Annotated in this window: 1 pseudogene; it reads right to left on the minus strand. The window is 50.4% G+C overall.

Going from position 1 to position 250, the window contains the following annotated elements:
- Positions 1 to 250: pseudogene (locus AAEZ06_RS27895) on the minus strand (ATP-dependent nuclease); the annotation flags it as partial.

Here is a 250-nt window from a genome sequence, read left to right on the forward strand (position 1 = left end):
GGTCTTGATCGCGGGTTTTGCGGATGTCGGCCAAAAGTCGGATCAAGGCCATTTGTATTGCACGCTGTGCACCGCTGCCTAAGGTGTCGAATCGTCTAGTTTGACCAGATATCTCATCGGTCACATTCAAATCACCGCTCTTGAAAAATTCCTTCACATCGATTGAGGGTACGTCGAGATTTAACAGTAGGCCGGGGAAGAAGCTTGAGAGGGCATTGGTGGCACTGGTATCGAACTCAGCCAGTAGAGG

The organism is Pseudomonas sp. HY7a-MNA-CIBAN-0227 (genome assembly GCF_040310325.1).
In the GTDB taxonomy this organism is placed as follows: domain Bacteria; phylum Pseudomonadota; class Gammaproteobacteria; order Pseudomonadales; family Pseudomonadaceae; genus Aquipseudomonas.